The 21,816-nt window shown below is 55.7% G+C and carries 20 protein-coding genes and 1 pseudogene; 15 read left to right on the top strand and 6 right to left on the bottom strand.

The features are described 5' to 3' along the window. The 5 genes from GSF67_RS24745 to GSF67_RS24725 form a co-directional block, all read left to right on the top strand. Positions 1 to 390, top strand: a 390-nt coding sequence (locus GSF67_RS24745; RefSeq protein ID WP_210270204.1) for a transposase, incomplete at its 5' end; no start/stop codon positions are given. Further along, positions 387 to 734 (top strand): IS66 family insertion sequence element accessory protein TnpB, encoded by a 348-nt coding sequence (gene tnpB, locus GSF67_RS24740; RefSeq protein ID WP_006314921.1) that lies wholly within the window; start codon positions 387 to 389, stop codon positions 732 to 734. The genes GSF67_RS24745 and tnpB, both read left to right, overlap by 4 nt. 72 nt (positions 735 to 806) lie before the next feature. Further along, positions 807 to 2,372 (top strand): IS66 family transposase, encoded by a 1,566-nt coding sequence (locus tag GSF67_RS24735; protein ID WP_006314922.1) that lies wholly within the window; start codon positions 807 to 809, stop codon positions 2,370 to 2,372. Beyond that, positions 2,372 to 2,677, top strand: coding sequence for a hypothetical protein (locus GSF67_RS26330; RefSeq protein WP_006314923.1), 306 nt, complete (start codon positions 2,372 to 2,374; stop codon positions 2,675 to 2,677). Before GSF67_RS24735 ends, GSF67_RS26330 begins: the two co-directional genes overlap by 1 nt. Positions 2,678 to 2,820: 143 nt before the next feature. Then, positions 2,821 to 3,039 (top strand): hypothetical protein, encoded by a 219-nt coding sequence (locus tag GSF67_RS24725; RefSeq protein WP_006316160.1) that lies wholly within the window; start codon positions 2,821 to 2,823, stop codon positions 3,037 to 3,039. 298 nt (positions 3,040 to 3,337) lie between these two features. On the opposite strand, the gene GSF67_RS24720 is transcribed toward GSF67_RS24725, so the two are convergent. Next, the gene (locus tag GSF67_RS24720; RefSeq protein WP_006316161.1) at positions 3,338 to 4,549 is read right to left on the bottom strand and encodes an IS110 family transposase; all 1,212 of its coding nucleotides are present in this window, start codon (positions 4,547 to 4,549) and stop codon (positions 3,338 to 3,340) included. 161 nt (positions 4,550 to 4,710) lie between these two features. Further along, entirely contained in the window at positions 4,711 to 6,213 is a 1,503-nt protein-coding gene (locus GSF67_RS24715; RefSeq protein WP_006316162.1) for a PLP-dependent aminotransferase family protein, read from the bottom strand. A gap of 223 nt (positions 6,214 to 6,436) precedes the next feature. On the opposite strand from GSF67_RS24715, the gene GSF67_RS24710 reads away from it, so the two are divergent. The 3 genes from GSF67_RS24710 to GSF67_RS24700 all read left to right on the top strand — a co-directional run bounded on the left by GSF67_RS24710 (position 6,437) and on the right by GSF67_RS24700 (position 9,232). Then, positions 6,437 to 6,745 (top strand): NIPSNAP family protein, encoded by a 309-nt coding sequence (locus tag GSF67_RS24710; protein ID WP_006316163.1) that lies wholly within the window; start codon positions 6,437 to 6,439, stop codon positions 6,743 to 6,745. Between the two features lie 364 nt (positions 6,746 to 7,109). Next, the gene (locus GSF67_RS24705) at positions 7,110 to 8,024 is read left to right on the top strand and encodes an acetamidase/formamidase family protein (protein WP_006316164.1); all 915 of its coding nucleotides are present in this window, start codon (positions 7,110 to 7,112) and stop codon (positions 8,022 to 8,024) included. A gap of 86 nt (positions 8,025 to 8,110) precedes the next feature. Next, positions 8,111 to 9,232 carry a mandelate racemase/muconate lactonizing enzyme family protein gene (locus GSF67_RS24700; RefSeq protein WP_371814448.1) on the top strand — a complete coding sequence of 374 codons (1,122 nt, stop codon included), beginning with the start codon at positions 8,111 to 8,113 and terminating at the stop codon, positions 9,230 to 9,232. Between the two features lie 333 nt (positions 9,233 to 9,565). On the opposite strand, the pseudogene GSF67_RS24695 reads toward GSF67_RS24700, so the two are convergent. Then, a pseudogene (locus GSF67_RS24695) lies at positions 9,566 to 9,779 on the bottom strand (integrase core domain-containing protein); the annotation flags it as partial. Positions 9,780 to 10,447: 668 nt separating this feature from the next. Between GSF67_RS24695 and GSF67_RS24690 the strand changes: the two are divergent. From GSF67_RS24690 to GSF67_RS24660, 7 genes are all read left to right on the top strand, one after another. After that, positions 10,448 to 11,644, top strand: coding sequence for an ABC transporter substrate-binding protein (locus GSF67_RS24690; protein ID WP_006316167.1), 1,197 nt, complete (start codon positions 10,448 to 10,450; stop codon positions 11,642 to 11,644). Between the two features lie 255 nt (positions 11,645 to 11,899). Then, entirely contained in the window at positions 11,900 to 12,655 is a 756-nt protein-coding gene (locus GSF67_RS24685; protein WP_006316168.1) for an ABC transporter ATP-binding protein, read from the top strand. A 7-nt stretch (positions 12,656 to 12,662) separates the two neighbouring features. Then, the gene (locus GSF67_RS24680) at positions 12,663 to 13,577 is read left to right on the top strand and encodes a branched-chain amino acid ABC transporter permease (RefSeq protein WP_006316169.1); all 915 of its coding nucleotides are present in this window, start codon (positions 12,663 to 12,665) and stop codon (positions 13,575 to 13,577) included. Then, complete coding sequence (locus GSF67_RS24675) at positions 13,577 to 14,620, top strand: branched-chain amino acid ABC transporter permease (protein WP_006316170.1); 1,044 nt, start codon at positions 13,577 to 13,579, stop codon at positions 14,618 to 14,620. Before GSF67_RS24680 ends, GSF67_RS24675 begins: the two co-directional genes overlap by 1 nt. Positions 14,621 to 14,708: 88 nt before the next feature. Continuing rightward, on the top strand, positions 14,709 to 15,428 hold the full coding sequence (locus GSF67_RS24670; protein ID WP_006316171.1) for an ABC transporter ATP-binding protein: 720 nt from the start codon (positions 14,709 to 14,711) through the stop codon (positions 15,426 to 15,428). Positions 15,429 to 15,571: 143 nt separating this feature from the next. After that, a complete protein-coding gene (locus GSF67_RS24665; protein ID WP_006316172.1) occupies positions 15,572 to 16,363 on the top strand; it encodes an SDR family NAD(P)-dependent oxidoreductase in 792 nt (263 codons plus the stop codon). A 488-nt stretch (positions 16,364 to 16,851) separates the two neighbouring features. After that, positions 16,852 to 18,228, top strand: a complete 1,377-nt coding sequence (locus GSF67_RS24660) for an IS4 family transposase (RefSeq protein ID WP_006316173.1) — start codon at positions 16,852 to 16,854, stop codon at positions 18,226 to 18,228. A 65-nt stretch (positions 18,229 to 18,293) separates the two neighbouring features. Here GSF67_RS24660 and GSF67_RS24655 read toward each other — a convergent pair whose 3' ends face one another. The 3 genes from GSF67_RS24655 to GSF67_RS24645 are packed head-to-tail and all read right to left on the bottom strand — an operon-like array spanning position 18,294 to position 21,658. Next, positions 18,294 to 19,157 carry a TniQ family protein gene (locus GSF67_RS24655; protein WP_006316174.1) on the bottom strand — a complete coding sequence of 288 codons (864 nt, stop codon included), beginning with the start codon at positions 19,155 to 19,157 and terminating at the stop codon, positions 18,294 to 18,296. After that, entirely contained in the window at positions 19,154 to 20,035 is an 882-nt protein-coding gene (locus GSF67_RS24650) for a TniB family NTP-binding protein (RefSeq protein WP_006316175.1), read from the bottom strand. Before GSF67_RS24650 ends, GSF67_RS24655 begins: the two co-directional genes overlap by 4 nt. A 6-nt stretch (positions 20,036 to 20,041) precedes the next feature. Further along, positions 20,042 to 21,658 (bottom strand): Mu transposase C-terminal domain-containing protein, encoded by a 1,617-nt coding sequence (locus tag GSF67_RS24645; RefSeq protein ID WP_035216668.1) that lies wholly within the window; start codon positions 21,656 to 21,658, stop codon positions 20,042 to 20,044. Positions 21,659 to 21,816 lie beyond the last annotated feature (158 nt).

Here is a 21,816-nt window from a genome sequence, read left to right as displayed (position 1 = left end):
ACATTAATACCAGAACAAAGAGGTTTCATGGCTCGCATGGAGATCATGTCCGGTACCGAGCGCAGGCGGCGCTGGTCGGACGAGGCGAAGCTGAGGATACTGGCGCAAGCTGATGAACCCGGTGCTCGCATTGGCGATGTGGCGCGTCGGCACGACATTCATCCAGGCCAGATTCGCTTGTGGCGGAAGTCGTTCAACTATGTTGATCGACCGACGGTGTTCCTTCCAGTGGAAATCATGGAGGAGGCTGGCGTAAGTCAGGCGTCTACCACGGTAGCGAGGCCGGCGATCGTTGAGATATTGCTGCGGAACGGTCGGTGCCTGAAGGTTCCTGCTGACGTTGAGTTGAAGCTGCTCGGTCCGCTGGTCGCTTGCGTGGAGGCGGCATGATCGGGCCATCGGGCAATGTAAGGGTCTATCTGGCCTGCGGAGTGACCGATATGCGGCGTGGCATTGATGGTCTGTCCGCGCTGGTCGAGACGGTGGTGAAGGAGGCGCCGGGCTCGGGCGCGATCTTCGGCTTCCGCGGAAAGCGCGCTGACCGGATCAAGCTTCTCTGGTGGGACGGCCAGGGGTTCTGCCTGTTCTACAAGATTTTGGAGCGTGGATACTTTCCCTGGCCGACAGCGAAAGAAGGTGTCGCGCACCTGACGCAGGCGCAGCTTTCCATGCTCATCGAGGGGATTGATTGGCGCCGCCCGGCATGGACGTCCGCTCCTGGCCGAACGGGATAAAAGCTATATTTTGCAAGGGCATCCGAGGCTTAACGCTGGCGCGTCAGAGGCAAATCGGCTAGATTCGCGGATATGGAAACAGCGCCGCTGGACAGTCAGGACGAACTCACTGCTTTGCGCGCACTGGTCGCCGAACAGGCGGCAAAGCTTGAGAGCCAGGAAGCCGAGGTCATCAAGCGAGACTCCATCATAGGGCTTCTTCGCGCGCAACTGGAGCTTCTCCGACATCGGCAGCATGGCGCCTCTTCGGAAAAGATCGACCGGAAGATAGAGCAGTTCGAACTGATGCTGGAGGAGATTGAGGCTTCCCGTGCCGAGGCTGAACTGCGCGCCGGGAAAACACCCTTGCCGGATTTGGACGACGCGCCGGACAAGCCGAAGCGCAAACCATTGCCCGATGGTCTCGCCACCGAAGAGCTGATCTATGAGGCTCCCTGTAATTGCCCGACCTGCGGTGGCACCTCGTTCCTGAAGGCGCCCGACAGGGTGGTTCAGGTGCTGGAACACGTGCCGGCGTCGGTCAAGATTGTCCGGCATGTGGAAAAGCGCATGATCTGCCGGGAATGCGATACGACGGTGGCTGGCGAGATGCCGACCTTGCCGATCGAGCGCGGCAAGCCCGGGCCGGGACTGCTCGCCCATATCATGGTCTCCAAGTTCGATGATCACATTCCGCTTTACCGTCTCTCAGAGATGTATGATCGGCTGGGAATAGACATATCGCGCTCCGTGATGGCCGACTGGGTCGGCCGCGTATCCGCTTTGCTGACACCCATCATCTTGTTGATCAGGGCCCATATCGCAGCACTCGACCGAATACATACGGACGATACCCCGGTCGATGTTCTCGACCCCGGACGGGGCAAGACAAAAACCGGCAGGGTCTGGGTCTACGTCTTCGACGGCAGTGGCTATCAATCCGCCACTCCCGCAGCCATCGCCTATTACTATAGCCCTGACCGCAAGGGGGCGCATCCGGCTGACCACCTGGCAAGCTTCAGCGGCGTCATGCATGCCGACGGCTATGGGGGCTACAAAAAACTCTACGGCAACCAGATCGTTGAGGCCGCCTGCATGGCGCATGTGCGCCGCAAGTTCCATGATGTGATCAAGCTGAAGTCGTCACCGATCGCGGAGGAAGCGCTGTCGCGCATTGGAGCGCTCTACGATATCGAGAACCGGATCCGCGGCATGTCGGCTGATGAGCGTCGTACCCTGCGCCAACACCACGCGAGACCCGTTCTGGACGAACTCAAGGCCTGGATCGAGGCGACACTCTCAACTTTGCCGCAGAAGCAGAAGCTTGCCGAGGCGATGCGATACGCCCTGTCGCGATGGGCAGCCTTGAGCGTCTACATCGACGATGGCCGGGTCGAAATCGACAACAACATCGCCGAAAGAGCCATGAGACCGCTTGGAATTGGCCGGAAGAACTGGATGTTTGCCGGCTCGGATAAGGGCGGTGAGCGCATCGCCAACATTCTGACCATCATCGAGACGGGCAAACTGCACGGCCATAATCCGGAGGTCTACCTGACAGACGTCCTGACCCGGATCCGGGATCACCCCAAGGATCGACTTGAAGACCTGCTGCCCTGGAACTGGGCGTCGGCAAAAGCTCGACACGAGGCTGTCTGATGGCTCGCTCAAGGTTTATCTACACACTCAGCCAAGTCGCCGGCATGATCAGCGAGAACCTCGAACTGATCGAGGAAATCACCGCAAACTTCGACAACATCTCCGAAGGCGAACTGGTTTACGTCAGTGATGGCAGTGAGGATGGCACGAAGGGTCTGACCCCGAACGGCATCGAAGAGCTTCAAAGCCTGCTCGCCGACATCAGGACGTGGGACGGCGGTATCCGCGAGTTCCTCATCGAGACACAATGCGATCCTGAGATAATCGACCGCATCATGGTCGATGAGATGAAACGCGGCCTATAGCATCCATCTCTCCACAGCCGAAAATGCGTCCGCCGGACGCTCACGGATCGTCGACGGCCATCCCAACAGCCAGAACGACGAGTTGTTACCGTGGTCATCTCGCCCAGATAGAATGGTTGGGTAGCTCCACCAAAGGGTATGTAATGGCTGAGAAGAACATCACGTGGGAACAAGATGGAATTGATTCCGGCAGGTCCTTTGCCAAGGTCGTCGGGTCGGTGCGAAGCAAAGTCAGCTACCGCTCCGGCGGCTGGTGGTTCCTCGCGAAATGGCTGCGCGATTCCGAGGAGCATGATATCGGGCCATTCAGAACCAAAGCTGCAGCGATGGCTGAAGCGGAGCGCCTTGCTGCCTTGCAGTGACAATAAAACCCGTTAAGCCCTGCAAACCGTTGTCAATGCTCAGGGCGCATGCAACCGCCCGTTCTGACGAACGGATGTTAATGATGATGATCGCGTATGGGTGGAGGCGGAACTCAAGGACGTCGGTGATCAAGCTCTGATACGCGGGTTGGCTACCGCATTCCCGATTGTGCGTCCGGGGCTGTTCCTATCTTACTGCGGGCGTCGGTCATTTACCGGCCACAAAGCGGCTGACGGATGTTCCCCTGCCGTTGTCCCGCCTCCGCCCATGCGCGAGGTGCAAGTTCGTCGCGGCGATCTACGATTTGATCGTTTGCGCCTCCCTTGCAACAGCCCACATGAATCCCGCTAGCTCGCGAGCAATGGCAGTGCAAACCACTGTCGTCCGCTTTCCTCGGGCGGCCAACATCCGATAGCGAGCCGTCAATCGGTTCTGCGCCTTCCACGCGATCTCGCGCACTTTCGGTGGCGCTTCCTCCAGGCGGTATAGCTTCTTCGCGCCGACCTTCGGCGGATGTCGATATGTCCAGGCGCTCTCAACCAGCATGTGCCGAACCCGACCGTTGCCTGCCTTCGTGATTGAGCCTCGTCTGACGGTCTCCCCCGTTGATCGCTCACCAGGTACCAAGCCGAGATAGCCCATCAATTGGCGCGGGCTCTCAAATCTGGTCACGTCGCCGACTTCCGTGGCGAAGGTGACGGCGACAATCAGATCGACGCCTCGTAGTGTCTGCAGTGCTCGAACGACCGGCCCGAGAGACCAGTTTGGGATGAACTCCTCGATTACCTTCTCCAGTCGTTCGACGCGCTCCTTTGAGACGCGCACCGCATCGACCATTTCCTGAAGTGCTATCTGATGTGCCGGATGGTCGAAATGTTGCTCCTGCAGCCAACGCAGGTAGCGCATCGTCCAACCCTTCTTGCGCGGATAGATACGACTATGTTTGAGCATAAAGGCACTTACCTGTTGCCGATGAACCCGTAGTGTCTCGACAGCAGCAGCCCGAGCACGAACGAGATCGCGCATAGCCTCATGGCCTTCGTCGGGAACCCACACTGCCGTGAGCTCGTCGGCCCTCAATAGCCGGGCGAGCGCGAGTGCATCTCGACGGTTCGTCTTCACCCGGTCGCCAGGCTTCCTCGGGATCAATGACGGGGCGACAACCATACATTCATGACCAAGTGCCCGGATTAGCCGATGGAGGCCGTAACCCGTCGGCCCCGCCTCGTAGCAGAAATGCACGCGATCAAACTTTGTGGTTATTCGCTGGATTATGCGGCGCATGTTGGCATCCGCTGCCTCAGCCTCGCCGAAATAGCGAACCTCTCCGTCCCGGCCAGTTTCGGCAACAGCAATCGCATTCCTCAGCTTGGCGACATCAATTCCGACAAAAGCTTCTCTATAATCTGCCACGGCTCGTCCTCCTGTGATGAGGATCGGCTCGGGCTGTCCGAGCAACCCTCGGAAGACCAGTGTAGGGCGAGCCACCTCAGGCGCGAAGACGGACATACGGTCTTACTATCCATTAACTTTGGAAAGAGACATCTCTGAGCTGCTCAGGCTTGGTATTTTCGATGAGCCAGTCGATGGCAAGGGTGCGATCTGCTTCGCCTACGTATTTTATGAATGACTGTGTCGTCCGTTAAATGGATAGCCACGCGAGCAAATGCTTATTGTGCCGGAGTTTGCCCGCTACCAAGGACGCGTGTCAAAATTTCGGCTAGCTTTGATAGGTAAGCCTTCATCGCTCGCTCATCGAGAGCGGCATATCCCAATAGAAAGCCATGCACAGGCGTCTCGCTTTGTGCATATCGCGAAAGCGGAATTACGTTGAGCTTCGCCTCATTTGCCCTGCGGGCGACTGCAGCATCATCGACATCACGTAGGAAGCGAAATGCGATCTGGATCCCGACATCTGCATCGAAGGGTTGAAGCCACTCTCCGAGTAGTTCGGTGCACATCTGCAGAAACGCTTCACGTCTCTGTGCATAAAGTCGGCGCATCCGGCGCAAATGTCGCGCGAAGTGTCCCTCGAGTATGAAATCTGCAAGCGTGGCCTGAAGCGGCAGGCTGACATGGTGACCGCAAAACTGAGCGGCTCGCTTTAAGTGCTCGCAGAGGGATTTCGGAACGACCAGGAAGCCAACCCGGATTGACGGGAACAATGTCTTCGCAAACGTACCCACGTAGATCGTGCGCCCGTAGTCGTCGTGACCCTGCATTGCGGGAATTGACCGGCCCGTTGAGCGATATTCGCTATCGAAGTCATCCTCGATAATCCAGGCCTCTTTACGATCCGCAATTTCCAGCAGTCGCATCCTCTGCTCCATTAGCATAGTAAGCCCGAGCGGATGTTGGCATGACGGAGTTGTGTAGATAGCGGTAAGGTCGTCGGGCGGATTACTAAGATCCCAGCCAGCCTCAGATACGTTTAGCGGTGTCAGCTTGGCACCCGCAGCCTGGAAGACGATGCGCGCGTTCACATACCCAGGCTCTTCCATCCACAATGTATCACCTTCATTGAGGAGAGCGCGTGCAAGCAGATCGAGCCCAGCTTGCGCTCCATTGGTTACGATGACTTGGTAAGGCTCACACCTAACTCCACGGTAAGCTTGTAAGTAATTTGCAATCGCTTCTTGCAGCGGTGGATATCCAACGTTGTAGTTGTAGTAGAAAAGGTTCAAGCTTCGATGCACCAGATACCTACCTAGAATCCGGTTCCAGGTCTTGAACGGAAATTGTGAAACATCGGGGGTGCTGGGGCGGAGCGAAATATGTTCCTCTGAGAACTCAAAACGCTCCACATGGTCAAATGTTTTTAGGAAGCGAGATGTGTTTTGCCCAGTCTCTCTCTGGCCCGTTTGCGCGGGCGTTTGTGCGGCCGCTGGCAAATCGATCACATAGGTATTTGATCCCTGCCTCGTCTCGACATATCCCTCGCTATTGAGCTGCTCATATGCACGGACGACGGTATTGCGTGAGACAGCCAGGTATTTCGACAGTTCTCGGGAAGAGGGGAGCTTCAGTCCCGCGGTAAGAACGCGCCTGAGAATGAGATCGCTTAGCGAACGATAGATTTGCTGCTGTATCGTTTCTCGGCTTGCTCGATCAATGGTCAGCGCGTCGAGCGGAAGACGAGCCGTGGGGGAACTGGCCTTTTGGTTTCGCAACAAAGTGGACCTTTCATGCAGCCACTTTCGTCTCTAGCATCCAGACGAATGCGATGCAACGACGATAAGCATCCGTTCTCTAAGTGGAACCCATATGGGTCTCCGTACGGACGACAATAGCTAACCCTTCGACTGTGCCTGACGAGCGCGGCCATTCATTATACTTGATGCGCGCTGCCTGTGTGGCATGGCATACCCCATGTTTAATCCTAAATCGGAGCTTAAGATGATCCATGAACTTAGAGTATATCACGCAGCGCCTAAAAAGGTCGGACTGGTTGCTCAACGCTTCAAAAACCACAACAAGCCAATCTATGAGCGCCTTGGCATCAAAGTGGTCGGAAGCTGGACCGTGGCGATCGGCGAGGCAAACGACCAGTTCATCTACATGCTGGAATGGCAAAGTCTTGCCGAGCGCGAGCAGAAATGGGGCACTTTTCTGAAGGATGAGGAGTGGCAGGAAGTCTGGGCGGAAACCGACAAGGATGGTGCGCTGGTGCGTTTCGCATCTAACCAAATTCTACAGCCGGTTTAGGCAGCGAACGGCCCTGTCAGATCGGTCCGCACTTACGGGCAATTGAAGTAAAAGTGATCAGACCCCCCACGCTAAGTCTGCCTCAGAGTTTAATCGGACAAGCGGATGACAAGCGCCTGCGGCGGTGCGCTTGCATTTGTCGGACTACGCAGCCGTCGGCTGCTTCTATACCATGGCATAAATGACAGGCGTGATCAATCATGAGAAGGGCCTACGCGATGAAGCATGTAAGGCACGACTGAGATGGCGGAACGCCTCTAGGGTCGCTCAACTAGGTCCAACCTAGACGGCTGAATGCAACGCGACAACCGGCCTCAGTCACGGCCGTTACAGAACCAAATCTTGAAATACGGAGGAGAGACGGATGGCTTCCAGGACGATTAAGAAAGAAAATTTGAAATACCTTATGACTGCAGACGACGACTTTGTCGCGCACGTCGAACAGGGCGAGGAAGTCCAAGTCGAGTGCGATATCGCGTACAACGGTGCTGTCGTCTCCTCATTCGACGTGAAGTTGACTGATGATGATTTCAAACATCCTTTTTTCAATCCGATGACCGGACCGATTGAAATCAAGGGTGCCAAGGCTGGACAGATGCTCATCGTGAAGATCAAGGAAATTGATCTGGACGACTTCGGTCTTACAGGTCTCATGCCGAACAGCGGGCTGTTTCAAGAGTGGATCTTTGAACGGCAGCCGGAGTTCCACCATTATAAACCTGTGCGGGTTTCAGAAGGCTTCATTTATTGGGATGAAAAGCGCAAAATCCCCACGGCGCCCATGGTTGGCGTGATTGGCGTGGCGCCCTCTTTTGGTAGCATACTTAGTCTCGACAATGGAGATCACGGCGGCAACATTGACGTTCAAGAACTGGGGCCAGGCGCAACAGTCTATTTACCGGTTAACGTCGACGGTGGTTACCTCTACCTAGGTGATTGTCACGCCCGGCAGGGCGATGGCGAAATTTCCGGGGTCGGGGCCGTCGACATCGGCGCGCGCGTGACGATCTCCGTTGATGTGGAAGATCGTCCGAAGCGTATGAGTTGGCCACGCTTCGAAGACGAAACGCATATCGGCACGATCGGACTGGGCCGAACGATCGAAGAGGCGATGCGCATCTCGTGCCGCGAGATGATCTATTGGATGGCCGACGAGTTTGGTTTCACCGAGCCTGACGCTTACATCCTCCTCTCTTCCATCCTAGAAGGACGCGCCACTCAGATCATGAACCCCAAAACGACATATGTCTGTAAGGTTAGAAAAGACTTCATTCAATAGCGCACGCGGGCACCGCTCATACAAATCCAGGCTCTGTGCACCGCGAGTACGTGGACACGGTTTGAGTGAAATTTTAATTACGGAGAGTGAACGTCGTGGACAGACGCTCAATAATTAATCGCGTCGAAATTGCGAGTTGTAACCTGCCCTTAGATGAGCCCATCTATCTTGGGACCGTCTGTATAACGTCGCGCGATTATGTCTGCTTGCGTGTAGTAACCGAGTCGGGCTTGGAGGGATTTGCGATCGGTTACAAGAGCGGCAGCCAGTTGTTCGAAGGCCTTCGGGCACTGGCCCCTCGCTTGATCGGAAAGAATGCCCTCATGCGGCAAGAATTCAACGTGGAGGGCGAATCGCTTCGCGTTCAGGCTCGCGCTTCCTACGTACGGAGTTCAAGTTTGATTGACATAGCTCTGTGGGATGTCACTGCTAAGGCGGCGGAGCAGCCCCTCTTCGTCATGCTTGGGGGGTTTCGTAGGGAGGTGCGCTCGATCCCGATCGTGGGATTTTCCTATAACCATCGGCCACTGGAGGGGATAAAGGAAGAAATCCAAAAGCATTTAGACGAGGGCGAAAGCCTAATTAAGGTCATGATTAAAGGCGCGGACGCGGTTGGAAATACCAAATATCTGCAAGCCCTTAGCTCCACCTTCGGGGATGCGGTTTCATTCGCGGTCGACTGCCACTGGTCATGGAGATCAATATCCGAGGCGTTGGACACCTGTATGCGGATTGATGATTGCGGCCTCGCGTTTTTGGAGGACCCTTTCCTACCACAGCAGTGGCGCCTTCATGGGGAATTGCGGTCGAAATTGAAGACGCAGATTGCCGTCGGCGAGGACGTACTTGATCCTTACGCATACGCGGACCTAGTCCCGAATGTTGATATTCTGCGCATCGACGCGACCGCCAGTGGAGGCATTTTCGCTGCGATGAATTCGCTGGCGCTTGCTTCGGCGCATGGTCGAAGGGCACTACCACATGTCTTTCCTTATCTGCACATTCACATCGCGTGTGCGCATCCAGCCATTATGGGAGTGGAGTACATTCCCCAGCATACAGGCACGGATCCCGTGCGCAGTCTTTTGCGGGAATTTCCGAAAATTAAAAGAGGTAATTTTCAGATAACCGATATGCCGGGCGCCGGATGCGACTTACATTGGGACGCCGTTGAGAGATCAGCTTCGGAGACCTGCGTGTTTGAGTGACGCATCTGGCGCGTCCTAGCCAGCGTGTCGGTTGTCAGACACATCTATGCGCGTGCGTTCTCCGGTGTAGGCAAGGTTCAATGCGTCAGGAGCGAACTGGGGGAACCAACCTCAGGCGCAAGTTTCCCTTCACATCGATTTGCCGGATGAGGCGAAATAAAATACTATAATCATATAGCACGCTGGCTTCCAAAGGCCCGTCACGAAAAATATTGTCATTAGAATCGCTTAGGCAAAAAAGATCAATTTCAAAAGCTATGGACTGCGCCGGGTTTGCCGGAGACCGTTTGGTTTAAGTTATGCGGCCATGGCTGGTTCGTCCAGCTTGGCGTACTAGCGTTCTTCGGCCTCGGCTGGAGGTATGTTTCCGATGGGCTCCAGAAGGCGGCGGTGGTTGAACCAGCCGACCCAATCGAACGTGGAACTCCACAGCTTCGAAGTTGCGCCATGGTCCCCGGCGATGGATCACTTCGGCCTTGTAAAGGCCGTTGATCGTTTCGGCGAGAGCGTTGTTGTAGGAATAGCCAACGTTGCCGACCGACGGCTCGAATACTTGATTGACACGTATTGGGCAGATTCAACCGGTCGCCGCAACACCACTAACCAGGAGGTGTGAACGGCTATGAGCCGAGCAGCCGATCTCGGCCGCTGTCGATGACACCGCCGCCCAGCGCGATGAGTGTACGGCTTCATGTTCCGTCACCATCCGAACGGCGCGGGCGCGGACTTCATGAGAGATTTTGTTCGTCGTCTTGCTTGTCATAGACCCTACTTCTCACGAGTTGGGGTCTCCGGTTGAACCCGGTGCGGTTCATCTCGTCAGGCCATTGGCGATTGACATCACGCCGTCCACAACGCGCTTTGAGAACCTCCCACGTGGTCTCCATGGAAAAACTCCTTCCCGCTCATCCAAGCGAACTTGATCACAGATCGGGCGGCGACGGCAACGTGGGAGTCTTAACCGTCGCTGATGGACTGTATAGTGGCCCCATCCGGTGGTGATCTTGGCCTAAGTGGCCCCACGCTTTTGGACGATTTTGGACCTTTCTATCAGCCGGCTCTCAGATATGACTACGACACGTGCTATTGATCGCAAGGAACCGACGTGGCGCGATCCAAGCCGATGGAGGAGACTCACTCCTGTCGGCAGTCGTGGGAAACGAGCCTTTCACATGCCTCAAAGAAGCATGCTAGAAGGCAAATTGGGAGACTTTCATGAAGACTTTCCGGCATATCATCACCTTAGGTTTGGCTGTCGCGCTCTCAAGTTCGTCAGTCCTCGCGCAGGACGCCAAGGAGCCCATCAAGGTGGGATTTGCCACCTCTTTGTCCGGTTGGCTAGCTGCTTACGACGACGAGCCGCATAAGGCTGCCGTGATGAAGATCGAAGAGATCAACAAAGCCGGCGGGATTCTCGGCCGCCAGATTGAATATAAGGTCCTCGACACCAAAACCGACCTTACTCTGACTGGGTCCGTGGCCTCCGAGCTTGTTGATTGGGGCGCGAACATGCTCGTAGTTCCGCCTGACTATGATTATGGTTCACCTGCAGCCCTGGTTGCGCAAAACGCCGGACTGATCGCCATTTCAACGGGCGCAAGTGATCCCAAGATGGGTGCGCAAGGCGTGGGCCCTAACGTTTTTACAGCTCACACCGCTTCGCAGGTTTCAGGCATTACCTCTGCCGAATATGCTTACGAGAAAATGGGTGCCAGAACGGCGTACATGTTGGAAGACGTATCTATCGAGGCAACCAAGGCAGCCTGCGCAGGCTTCATTGCCGCTTGGGAGAAGAAAGGTGGAAAACTGCTCGGCCGTGACACCTTCCAGAAGGAAGATGCATCGATTGCAGCTCAAGTCACGCGGATCAAGAGCCTTGAAACCGTTCCTGACGTACTGTTCCTATGCGCCACTATGCCTCAAGGTCCTGCGGCCGTGCGCCAGCTCCGCGCAGCCAGTATCGACATGCCCATTTTCGCGGACACAGGCATGGGAGGCGATTTCTGGCTGAGCGGTGTTCCTGGTCTCAAAGATTTCTACGTTCCCACGATAATGTCCATGAAGGGCGATCCTCGCCCGGAAGTCACGAAATTCCTTAAGGCCTATAAGGCTCGCTGGGGTACCAGCCCAGCAAGTGAATTTTCGATCCTTGGATACTGCACGATCGAGCAGTGGACGGCGGCCGTGGAGAAGGCGCAGAGCACTGATACGGAGGCTGTCCTCGCGGTTATGAACCAGTTCCAAGATCAGCCGACGAGTTGCGGACCCACATCGTATACCCCGGAGATGCACATTCAGGTCAACCGTCCGCTATTGGTTTCAAAGGTTGTTGACGGGGGGTTCCAGCCGGTGGAACTGTTCCGCAACAGTTTCGCTCCGGACTTCAACTTGCTTTTCCGTGTGCAACAGTAAGCACGCTTGTCTCGGGGATTGCGTGGCTGGCTAGTTGCGCAATCCAACTGATCGCATCCCCGTGCCATCGTTGCACGGGCGAGTTTCGTCATTGCATTCACGCGAAAGTAGATGAGCTTTCTAGACGATAGTGCTATTCGCCGTCACATGTTGGCGGCGTAATTCGCAATTCTCTCAGGTCGAACAAGCACTTGAACCTTTAATGAGAGCTACGCAAGCTATCCACCGTGACTTTAGGAAGAACAACGAGTCGTTATGGCAAAAACATCCAAGCAAACGCTAGAGGCGAGAGACATTCACGTTGTTTTCGGAGGCATTAAAGCACTGACCGGCGTAACCCTAACGTTGAATGCCGGCGATATTTTGGGTCTCATCGGGCCAAACGGGGCTGGCAAGACCACCTTGGTGAATGTCCTAAGCGGCTTTCAAAAGCCTAAGCCTGGAACGATCGAGTTAGACGGACGGGATGTTTCCAATCTTAGTCCGCGCAAGATGGCGCAGGCCGGGATCGGCCGAAGCTTTCAAGCGGCGAGATTGTTCCGAAAGCTCACGGTTCTTGAGAACTTGACCGTCGCCGGTCTAGGTATCGGCTTGTCCCGTAAAGAGGCGACCTCCCAAGCTCGCGATATCCTCGATTGGATTGGCTATCGACAAGGCCACGACCTACAGTGCGGTTCGTTACCCTACAGCGACGAGCGTCGCATCAGCATTGCAAGGGCCCTCGCGCTGCAGCCGTCCTTCACCCTTCTCGACGAGCCGGCATCCGGCATGAACGAGCAAGAATGCGAGCTGCTGATGGAGACAATTACATCAATACCAAAGAAATTTGGCTGCGGAGTCATGCTTATCGAGCACAACATGCAGGTGATCATGGGCGTGTGTCACCGCATTCACGTTCTCGACGGAGGTCGGAGCCTTGCCGAGGGTTCGCCCAGCGAGGTCAAGAATGACCCAAACGTGTTGCGCGCCTATCTTGGCGATCGCGCTTCCCGAAAAGATGCAGTGATATAGGTGCCTCATGACTAACTTTATTCAGGTTTTTATCGATGCTGTCGCCCTTGGTAGCCTCTACGCTCTTGTCGCGCTCGCGATCGGTCTAGTGTTCGGGGTTATGAAGCTGATCAATTTCGCGCAGGCGGATTATATTACTGTGGGAGCCTACTCGCTCGTTGTTCCGACAGTAGCAGCAACCCCAAGCATGATGTTCGGCGGTCTGCACTGGGGATTGATGATCTTTTGCGTCGTTCTTACCGTCACCGTTTTGGCGCTTATCACTGAGCGGATCGCATTCAGGCCGTTGCGCAATACTGATCCCACTACGCTTCTCATTTCATCATTCGCAGTAAGCTACTTTTTGCAGAGTCTAATCATCATGTTCCACGGTGGCCGTCCTAAAACGGTCAGTATCGGCGCCGCCCTGACCCGCCCAATCGACATATTCGGGCTGCGAGTGGGCGGAGTACAGTTCCTCGCGATGGCAGTGGCCCTTGTGCTACTGATTGTCCTGGTTCTGTTTCTAAAGCGAACCAATATCGGCATCCAGTTGCGTGCTGCCTCAGAGAATTTCTCAATGGCGCGTCTACTCGGCGTGGCCGCCAACAGGGTAATCGCCATCGCGTTTGCAATCAGTGGTATTCTCGGGGGTGCGATTTCGTTGCTTTTTGTGATCCAGACCGGAACCCTCGATATCCGGATGGGTCTGATGCCAACAGTTTATGCTTTTTTTGCCACTGTGATCGGCGGCATCGGGTCGTTGCCCGGCGCTGTCTTGGGTGGATACATAGTTGGGATTTTGAGTGTTTTCCTCCAAGCATATTTGCCTGAAGAAATGCGATCGTTCCGCGACGCGGGTGTGTTTGGGATCGTCATTCTTATTCTGCTTCTGCGGCCGCAGGGGCTGATAGTGACAAGCGCTTCGAAGGAGAGAGTTTAATGCGGATAAACGAACGGCTATTCCCGGTCACAGCTTTGGCTATTCCCTTGATACTGGTGGTTTGGGCAATCGATCAGTTTGGAACTGCGGGCTTGGAACGCGTTTCCACTGAAGCACTTATCCGTCTGGTATTTGCAGTCGGTCTTTATATTTTCGCCGGAAACTCCGGGATTGTTTCCTTCGGGCATATGACGTTTTGTGCAATCGCCGCGTACGCGACGGCGTGGCAAACGTGCTGCGCGATGCTTAAGCCCATAACCATGTCCGGCTTGCCGGCCTTCATCAGAGACAACACGTTTCCCCTTTTGCCCGCGGCGCTGACTTCAATCGCGTTAGCTGGTGGTGTCGCGTTCGTTTCCGGCCTCATCCTCATGCGCCTCTCCAGCCTTAGCGCCTCGATTTCTACCCTCGCTCTCATGTTCATATTGAACGTGATCTACTCAAATTGGACCACGGTGACCATGGGAAGCTCCACCATTGTCGGGCTGCCTGTCTATGTGACGATCTGGATAGCATTGGGATGCGCCCTGTTCACAATTGTGATCGCTTATCTTTACCAATTGTCGCGCTGGGGTTTGATGCTGCGTGCCGCGCGGGAAGATGAGGTTGCGGCGCAGGCTTCCGGCACTTCGCTATACTGGTCGCGCCTCATCGCCTTCACGCTGTCTGGCTTTGTCGCTGGTTTGGCAGGGGTTCTGTTTGCCCACTTCATGGGGACGGTGTCTATCGCAAACTTTTTCTTGAACCATACGTTCCTCATTGTGGCCATGCTTGTGATAGGCGGAATGCAAAGCTTGGCGGGTGCCGTAGTTGGCGTTACGCTCATCAGCGTAGTCATCGAAGTCTTTCGTCGCGCTGAGGTTGGCTTTTTGGTCGGATCGACTCAGGTTGCCATCCCGGCAGGTTCGCAGGAGCTAATCTTAGCCAGTATTATGTTGTTGATCCTAATGTTCCGAAAAGCCGGAATCATGGGCGGTAAAGAATTGAGATGGCCGTGGTCAGTCAATAACGAGAGAGCCGTTCCGGTAGATGCTTTGAAGTGAGTTCTCGTGTGACAATGAATAATGGCATCGTGCTGCGAGACGGTTTTTGCGCCGCCCCGCTGGCAGGTTCTGGTAACTGGAGAGAATAATGCTCGAAGTAAAGCAACTGGTCGCAGGCTATGGTCGGCTCACTGCTCTCAAAAGCGTCAATATTACAGTAGCCAAAGGGGAGGTGGTGTTCGTCGTCGGTCCCAATGGCGCAGGCAAGTCGACACTGCTGAAGACGATTTCGGGACTGATGAACCCAACTGCCGGTGAAATCCACTTCCGTGGCGACCGGATCGACGGGCGCGCACCAGAGAAGCTATGTCGTGAAGGCTTGGCCCTTATTCCGGAGGGCCGGCATATATTTAAGACACTGACCGTGCAGGAGAACCTAAAAGTCGGTGCGATGATCCGGAAGAACTCCGAGGAAGTCCACTCCGATATGGAAATGGTGCTCGGAATCTTCCCGATCCTTCGGGAGAGGTTGTATGGTATCGCTGGGAATTTGTCGGGGGGTGAGCAGCAGCAGCTAGCAATCGCCCGATCAATTTTACAGCGGCCGGCGCTCCTGATGATCGACGAACCCTCTTTAGGTCTAGCGCCGCTGGTGGTCGACCAAGTATACGACAGTCTGAAGAAACTAAATCAGACGGGTCTGAGTTTGCTCATCGTCGAACAATCGACAGGTCGGATCATGGAGCTCGCCTCTCGTATCTATGTGTTGCGTAATGGCAAGGTGGTGCTCGAAGGCGAGAGCGAAAAGCTGACTGACACGGCAGCACTGGATGCAGCCTATTTTGGCTTTTCGTCTGACGCGGCTTAAACGTTGACGATGGTGCGACGGCTTTAGTGACACTGGCCCCGAGGCGGTCAGCGTCAAAGCTCCTGCCGATACCCGCGAGCGAACCAATAGGCTCACGTGCCGCCAAAAACCCTTTTGCGTGGAATTCATTCACGGAGCTATCTATGAAAATCGATCTGACGGGCAAGAAGGCAATTGTCACGGGCTCTACGTCGGGCATCGGCCTGGCAATTGCGCGAGGACTGGCAGTTGCTGGTGCAAGCGTTGTAATCAATGGAAGGACACAAGCTGCTATTGATCGGGCAAAGTGGAGCTTAGGGTCGGCCCGGTTGGAGAATTCGATCGATGGATTCGCAGGGGATCTTGGCACCAGCGCAGGATGCGCAGCCCTTATCAGCGCCCACCCGGACTGCGATATTCTCGTGAACAATCTTGGAATCTATGGACCGCAGGACTTCTTTGAAACTGACGATGTGCTTTGGGAAGAGCTGTTTGAAGTCAACGTTCTCTCCGGTGTCAGATTGAGCCGCGCTTTTCTACCGCGAATGAAGGATAGAGGATGGGGCAGGGTGGTGTTCATCTCCTCAGAGGCCGGGCTGAATATTCCTGCCGATTCCATTCCCTACGCTTTCACGAAGACCGCTCAACTTTCTATTGGACGCGGCCTAGCTAAGCGGATGGCCGGAACTGGTGTGACTGTGAACTCGGTGTTGCCTGGGCCAACTCTGTCGGAGGGCGTGGCTCGTATGCTACAGGTAGGTGATGATGAAACGGGAGAAAAATTGGAGGTCGCAGCCGCCGAGTTCGTCTTATCAACAAGACCTTCGTCGATTATCAGACGGGCGGCTACTGTTGACGAGGTCGCCAACATGGTCGTGTATGTTTGCTCTCGCGAAGCTTCGGCTACTACAGGCGCTGCGTTACGGGTTGAAGGCGGCATCGTCGACAGTCTATGATACCTGAGCGACATGGTTGTAATTAAAGCGCTCCGGCGCGATATCTCAATACATGGAACGTTGTGGGGATTAAGTATGTCGTAAATTTGGCTGCCGGTCCACGCTCTCTCCGCGCCCCACCTATTCACCATCGACCTTGTTTCTCCGCGCTGAGAATGACGATCGCTTGGGCGCCCCTTGATAAAATTTCTAGCGCCTAAATAATAAGTAACCGCCGGTGATAATAGTGAACCCCCTTATGCTGCGGATTTCTTGCTAGGGGAACTTGAATGACTCAAGAAACAACTTCTACCAACCGCGGTTTACGCGCGGGAACTCTGGGAGCGGCGGCTGTCACACTCATGGTCGTGTCTGCCGTTGCGCTTTTGACGAACATGGCAGGCGTCCTGCCGTAAGCATCCGGCGAAGCTTTCAATTACCCACATCTCTTGCGTTGGTGGAATCCGTTGTGATTCCTTGTCTGGCACCGAATCGAGGAGCGGCGGTGCATGGACGGAACAACGACATCATGGTTTGATGAAGAGCTTGCCGGTTGCAGTCTTGCAGACAAGCGCCTTGACCGGCGACTGCGGCAATTGGTGGAGAGGATGGGCGGCTCTATCGGCGCGAGCATCCCTCTGGCATGTCAGGACTGGGCTAACACGAAGGCGGCCTACCGCTTCTTCTCGAACGACCGCGTCGGGGAAGCGGACATTCTCGCCGGTCATTTCCAGTCCACCCGACGCCGTTTTGTTGCCGCGTCCGGTCCCATCCTGGTCTTGCAGGACACGACGGAATTTACCTATCAACGGGAAAGCACCGATGCGATCGGCATGACGTATCGCATCAACAGTGGCAAGGACAAAGCCGGGCGTTTCAGGATGCACACGGTCTGCGGTCTGCTGATGCATTCCAGCCTGGCGGTCACGCTCGATGGGCTGCCGCTGGGGCTTTCAGCTATCAAGTTCTGGACGCGGTCGAAGTTCAAGGGCACGGCGGCGTTGAAGAAGAAGATCAATCCGACGCGGGTTCCCATCGAGCAGAAGGAGAGTTTCCGCTGGCTGGAAAACATTCGGCAATCCGTCGCCTTGCTCGGGGATCCTGGTCGATGCGTGCATATCGGCGACCGTGAAAGCGATATCTACGAGCTCTTCTGCATGGCCCATGATCTCGGTACCCATTTCCTGGTCCGCACATGCGTCGATCGGCTGGCGGGCGATGGTGATCATACGATTGCCGCCGAAATGAAGGACGTGCCGGTCGGGGACGTTCATGAGATCGAGGTTCGCGACGACAAGGGAAATCGGGAAACGGCTGCCGTCGAAATTCGATATCGCCGCATCCGTGTTCTGCCGCCGATCGGCAAGCAGAAGCGCTATCCGGCTCTCGATCTCACCGTCATTTACGCCCAGGAACGGGACGAACCGCAGAACCGGCCGCGCATCGACTGGAAGCTGATCACAGACCTGCCGGTCCAGTCGGCTGCCGACGCGGTCGAAAAGCTGCATTGGTATGCAATGCGCTGGAAAATCGAGGTTTTCCATAAGATTCTGAAATCCGGTTGCAGGGCAGAAGAAGCCAAATTGCGGACGGCTGAGCGGCTCGTCCGCCTGATTGCCGTCTTCTGTATCCTGGCTTGGCGGGTATTCTGGATGACCATGCTCAATCGTACTATGCCCGGCGCAAGACCGGAACTGGCGATCACCGTCGTCGAGATGAAGCTGCTCGATCGTCTTATCGCCGACAAACCCGCCCAATTCGGCGAGCTGAAACCCTTGTCATCCTACCTGATCAAGATTGCCAGATTGGGCGGTTATCTTGCCCGGACAAAAGACCCGCCGCCAGGCAACATCGTCATGTGGCGAGGCCTGTCGTTTGGCACTTAAGCGTAAGAATGCGGCCATTTCTTTCTTGGTTTGCATTTAATTTGAGATTCCGTGGGCTGAGAATCTCAAATTAAGTGCAACTGCGAAGACCTCCGCGACTGGCGCCCGCAGTCCACCATCTCTTCTATAGCATTGCCGAAGCGGGCTTTATTCTCACCCATCATATGGCCATGCAGCATAAAAAGCATCTCCGGCCCAGCTCGCTGGACGATGGCCACACCCGCTAAAAGAGCTGGCCGCAAGTGCAGCTGCAAAATCGGGCTTGCTGGGGTCGGTAGTTCCCCAGTTTCCATCTTTAGAACGTCGTCGAGATCCGGAATGATGACGCCGAGCACTCTGTAGCTTGACGGTTCGTAGCGATCGGGAAACGACTTTGGAACGCGTCGCATCAGCAGGAGGCGGGCAATTTCACTTGGCGATACCCAGTTTTGGATACCACGCTCGGCCTCGTCGTGAAGCATCCCTTCTCCTATCAGCGCAGCATGGTGGTAGCCGCTGAAAGGAGAGGGACGGTCACGCTCGCCAATGGTTTGAAGGCGACCGCCGCAAAGCGGGCAGGTGATCCGCCAGCCAAGAAGTTGGCTCCGAAGAATGATGTGCGATCCGTCGACAATTCGGAGACACCTGCTGCAGGATTGCCGAGGCTCGCCTGCAATCAGCCGCCGTGACGATTGCGGCACATTCGTGAAAGTCATGCGGCGGACCGTGACCGGATCGACCGAGAATATAGAAGCTACGCGATCGACCTGATCTTCGGTGAGATCTAAATCGGCCGTGCGCAATGACAGCGCCTCGGGAAGGCAATGCCGAAGCATGGCCAAGGGAGAGATGGCGTAAAATGCGGCGTGCCGGATGATCCACGACGACAGAAGTTCATCGGTGCAGGGAGGGAACGTTACTGGCAATTGCCGTGCGTATATCCCCGTCATGCGAACGCTGCTTCGGCGTCAAATTCCGGTTCCCACTTTTCAATGGCTTCATCGGTAATGCGCTCGCCTCCGCTTTCGATTGCCTCGATAGCCAGGGAGTTGATCATGTGGAAGATGTTAGCCGTGATGCCCTCGGTGATCTGCAGTATCCGTCGCAGTGATTTTGCGGTTAACACAGACGGGTAACGCAATGGCGTGTTGCGCAGCATCAAGGCGACCAAGATTTCGAACTGCTCGTTTGCAGCCCAGCGGCTCAGCGTGAACTGTTCGAAGCGGCGCGCCAGTTGTACATCGCCACCAATGGCCTCACGGGCGTCGTTGACCCCGAAGCAAACGAGCGAGATCTGAAGGCGGTTGCTAAGAAAACGCAGCGTATTGAGCACGATGCGTTGCTCGCGATATGTTCCAGCGAGGATGTTATGCACCTCGTCGATCACTAGGACTTGCACGCCTATCGCTTCCATGATGCGCAACGCTGCTTGTTCCATCTGTGCGATATCAGCGCGCGGCCGCTGCGGTGCGCCGAGGAGGGTCAGAAGTTCGGCATAGAATCGTCTTTCGCCGGGCCGACTGGTCATCTCCATCGCGAGAACAGGCGTCTTCAGCCTGCCGGTGAGCGAATTGAAGCTTGGCGGATGCTGGTCACGGAAACGCTTCATGATCATTGTTTTGCCCATTCCGCTGTCGCCGTATATGGCGATGGAAGGCATTCGCGTCCCGCGCGGATGGTCTACCAAGAAGTTGAGGCGATCGAGTACCTGCTTGGCACGCGGATAGACGAGCCAGCGACGTGATCTTATCGCGCGGACGCGCTGCTTGTCCGCTTCACCGAGCAGTGCCGCGGCGTTTGCAGTCAGGTGGGAGGTTCCTGTGTTCATTCCCGCTCACTCCGTGTCCTCATCAAAAGCCACAGGTTTGCTGGAGTCGATACCCCGAAGCGAGCCCCACCCGCTGTCATCCACCTTCGTTTTTGTGCTGGCAGTGCGGCCTCGTCGTGCGGACGCCGTCGCTTTCAGCGCCGCATCCACCAGTTTTCGCCGCTCAAGGGCCGTACTAACGATCGTGCGGGTGTTGACCTCTCGTCGCCCTTTCGCCAGCAGCGTACGCCTTGCAGCCAATGCTTCATGCAGCGTTACCGAGGCTAAGGTAAGATCGGCGTAGCGAGCTTCGACGAAGCTGCCCGAAGGTCGGCGCACGAAAACGCGAGACATGTCCCTTGGGTCGTATTTGACGAGCAGGCGGCGATCCGTCCTCCCGACGTCAGCACTTAGGGCTGCCGACCAATAGCGCAGTCCGAAGAGATGAATCCCTGTTGGCTGCAGTGTGCGCTCCTGCTCGGGCAGAAATGTCAGCCAAAAACGCATGCGGTCCTGCGGCAATCGGAGTGGAATTTCACCTTCGTGCTCGCGCCAGACTGCGATTGGCGGGCGGCCCAGACTGCTGTGAATCGACTGATGGTAGGTGCCGACTATGTCGAGGGCGATGTATCGCTCGAGTTCCCGCAAAGTCAAAGCTGAATGCCGCTTCGAGTCGTATTCGCCGAGCTCCTGCGGATTGCTGAAAGTCGTGCCCGGCAGCAAGTGGAGTTTTCCCATCTGGGTGCCGATCAACCGTTCGATATGGCCGCCGAAGCGCGGTTCACCCGGCGGTCGCCAGTCGATCGCGATTCCGGCATCCTCACACCCCCTCTTGAAAGCACGGCTCCTGAAGTCGCTGCCGTTATCGACATCCAATGTCTCTGGGAGCCCAGCGACGGGCCACGGTTCGATGATCTCGCGCTCCCGCAACCAAGGTGATTTGTCAAAGACGGAGTGTAGCAAGCATAAGCTGGTCGACAGCCGGGAAGGGGCTTCCATCGTGAGGTAAAACCCGGTCACCATTCGGCTACAAACGTCCATCGCAAGAGTTAGCCAAGGCCTCCCGATTGGCAGACGCGTTTCCTCGTCGACGACAAAGATATCTGCTTTGGTATGATCGACTTGGACGATCTGGAGTGGACGCGAGGCAGCGAGCATTCCTGGAACAGCAGTTGTTCGCTTCACGACTTCGGCTTCGCCCCGTCGTTTGGCGCGTTTCTGCAGGTCGATGTCTTCGAGACGAGTTTCAATCGTCCGACGATGTGGCGGCTTGAGCCCGGCCGAGATGCAGCCCGTTTGTACATCCCGAACCAGTTGAGAAATGCTGGGGCGGTTCTTCTTCAGGTAATACCGGTTGATAGTGGTGCGAATGATTTCTTCTCGCTTGTCGTCGAGCACTCGGCTGCCGTCTGGCCGGCCGGGTTTACGCTCCACCAGCGACATTACCGTTCCCCCATTTCGAAATAGCTTGATAAGACGGAATGCGGTTGCCCGACTGACTTCGAGGTCGGCAGCCAGCAGCGCCATGTCCCCAGCCGCTACCTTGCCGGAGCGACGCATCAGAAATCCTCGGATCGCCTCGGCTCGTCGACACGCCTCATCCCAAAGCGCTTCGTCAATCTCGTCGGGCAATGGATCGTTCATGCAGGAACACCGTCTATTTCGTCGACGGTTGAATCTCACATTACGCGCCAAAATCAAAGGAAAAATCTCAAATTAACTGCCAAGTCTCAAATTAAGCGCCAGCCTATCTTATTGAAATTATTTTCGTGAGAGTCTTGCGGTTAAATGCAAAACGACAA

Source organism: Agrobacterium sp. CGMCC 11546 (assembly GCF_013365515.1).
Taxonomy (GTDB): domain Bacteria; phylum Pseudomonadota; class Alphaproteobacteria; order Rhizobiales; family Rhizobiaceae; genus Agrobacterium; species Agrobacterium fabrum.
Note: the sequence above shows the minus strand (reverse complement) of the source record. Positions and strands in the feature narration are given on the sequence as shown.

What these genes read in the sequence shown, in the direction of transcription:
- tnpB (WP_006314921.1), top strand. Translation starts at nt 387, where the DNA reads ATGATCGGGCCATCGGGCAATGTAAGGGTCTATCTGGCCTGCGGAGTG.
- GSF67_RS24735 (WP_006314922.1), top strand. Translation starts at nt 807, where the DNA reads ATGGAAACAGCGCCGCTGGACAGTCAGGACGAACTCACTGCTTTGCGC.
- GSF67_RS26330 (WP_006314923.1), top strand. Translation starts at nt 2,372, where the DNA reads ATGGCTCGCTCAAGGTTTATCTACACACTCAGCCAAGTCGCCGGCATG.
- GSF67_RS24725 (WP_006316160.1), top strand. Translation starts at nt 2,821, where the DNA reads ATGGCTGAGAAGAACATCACGTGGGAACAAGATGGAATTGATTCCGGC.
- GSF67_RS24720 (WP_006316161.1), bottom strand. Translation starts at nt 4,549, where the DNA reads ATGTCCGTCTTCGCGCCTGAGGTGGCTCGCCCTACACTGGTCTTCCGA.
- GSF67_RS24710 (WP_006316163.1), top strand. Translation starts at nt 6,437, where the DNA reads ATGATCCATGAACTTAGAGTATATCACGCAGCGCCTAAAAAGGTCGGA.
- GSF67_RS24705 (WP_006316164.1), top strand. Translation starts at nt 7,110, where the DNA reads ATGGCTTCCAGGACGATTAAGAAAGAAAATTTGAAATACCTTATGACT.
- GSF67_RS24690 (WP_006316167.1), top strand. Translation starts at nt 10,448, where the DNA reads ATGAAGACTTTCCGGCATATCATCACCTTAGGTTTGGCTGTCGCGCTC.
- GSF67_RS24685 (WP_006316168.1), top strand. Translation starts at nt 11,900, where the DNA reads ATGGCAAAAACATCCAAGCAAACGCTAGAGGCGAGAGACATTCACGTT.
- GSF67_RS24680 (WP_006316169.1), top strand. Translation starts at nt 12,663, where the DNA reads ATGACTAACTTTATTCAGGTTTTTATCGATGCTGTCGCCCTTGGTAGC.
- GSF67_RS24675 (WP_006316170.1), top strand. Translation starts at nt 13,577, where the DNA reads ATGCGGATAAACGAACGGCTATTCCCGGTCACAGCTTTGGCTATTCCC.
- GSF67_RS24670 (WP_006316171.1), top strand. Translation starts at nt 14,709, where the DNA reads ATGCTCGAAGTAAAGCAACTGGTCGCAGGCTATGGTCGGCTCACTGCT.
- GSF67_RS24665 (WP_006316172.1), top strand. Translation starts at nt 15,572, where the DNA reads ATGAAAATCGATCTGACGGGCAAGAAGGCAATTGTCACGGGCTCTACG.
- GSF67_RS24660 (WP_006316173.1), top strand. Translation starts at nt 16,852, where the DNA reads ATGGACGGAACAACGACATCATGGTTTGATGAAGAGCTTGCCGGTTGC.
- GSF67_RS24655 (WP_006316174.1), bottom strand. Translation starts at nt 19,157, where the DNA reads ATGACGGGGATATACGCACGGCAATTGCCAGTAACGTTCCCTCCCTGC.
- GSF67_RS24650 (WP_006316175.1), bottom strand. Translation starts at nt 20,035, where the DNA reads ATGAACACAGGAACCTCCCACCTGACTGCAAACGCCGCGGCACTGCTC.
- GSF67_RS24645 (WP_035216668.1), bottom strand. Translation starts at nt 21,658, where the DNA reads ATGAACGATCCATTGCCCGACGAGATTGACGAAGCGCTTTGGGATGAG.